1 protein-coding gene is annotated in these 1,149 nt (G+C 47.7%); it reads right to left on the reverse strand.

Features of this window, described 5'->3' with window-relative positions; translation table 11 throughout:
- Window positions 1-102: 102 nt before the first annotated feature.
- On the reverse strand, window positions 103-1,149 hold a 1,047-nt coding region (dapE, locus tag A3762_RS19920), incomplete at its 5' end, for a succinyl-diaminopimelate desuccinylase (protein ID WP_068757285.1).

A 1,149-nucleotide genomic window follows, 5' to 3' on the forward strand; every position in this document is an offset into this window, starting at 1 on the left:
TTTGCTCACATCTCAAGGTGCGCTCCATGAGTTTGAGCGGCTTGCCGCACACAGGGCATTTGAGATGTGGCAATTGATCATTCATTGTCTTGGGCTAGTAAACTATGGCGCTAGCAACCGCGTCAGTATACCTTCATAGATATCTGACAAATCATTCAAATCCTGAACGCTTACGTGCTCGTTCACTTGGTGAATGGTCGCATTTAATGGGCCAAGCTCTAAGACCTGTGCACCTGTTGGCGCGATAAACCGGCCGTCTGATGTGCCTCCACTAGTGGATAGCTCGGTATCAATTCCTTTGACTTCTTTAATTGACGCAACGGCGGCCTCAACGAGTGGGCCTGCCTCAGTAAGAAATGGTCGTCCGCTCAGGTTCCATACAATGTCGTAGTCTAAGTCATACTTTTCGAGTACTGCTTCGGTTTTCTCTGTGAGCTCTTCTGCTGTCACCTCTGTGCAATATCTAAAGTTAAACAACACTTCACCAACGCCTGGAATGACATTAGTAGCGCCAGTTCCGCAGTTAAAGTTGGTGATTTGGAAAGAGGTTGCTGGAAAGAACTCATTTCCTTGGTCCCATTCAATATCTGCTAATTCAGCAAGCGCTCTGGAAGCTTTATGGATAGGATTATCTGCAAGGTGCGGGTAGGCAACATGCCCTTGCTTACCTTTGATAGTAAGCTTTGCGTTCAAAGAGCCACGACGGCCATTCTTAATGACATCACCTAGCGTTGTGGTGCTTGAGGGTTCGCCAACAAGACACCAGTCAATTTTCTCGTTACGAGCTTCTAAGGTTTCGATGACCTTTACCGTTCCATTTTTCGCTGGACCTTCTTCATCACTCGTAATCAAGTAGGCGATAGAGCCTTTATGCTCTGGATACTTTTCGATGAAGCGCTCAGTTGCCGTGATAAACGCCGCTAAACTACCTTTCATGTCTGCGGTACCGCGTCCATGAATATGCCCGTCTTCAATGCGTGCTTCAAAAGGAGGGTATTGCCACTGGTACTCAGGTCCAGTTGGCACAACATCGGTGTGGCCAGCAAAACAAACGAGCGGCCACTGGCGGCCTTTACGCGCCCAAAGGTTAGTCACTTCTTCGAAGTCCATTGCCTCACAAATAAAACCAAGCTTATCAAGACGATCTTC

The sequence above is a fragment of the Oleiphilus sp. HI0125 genome, assembly GCF_001635355.1.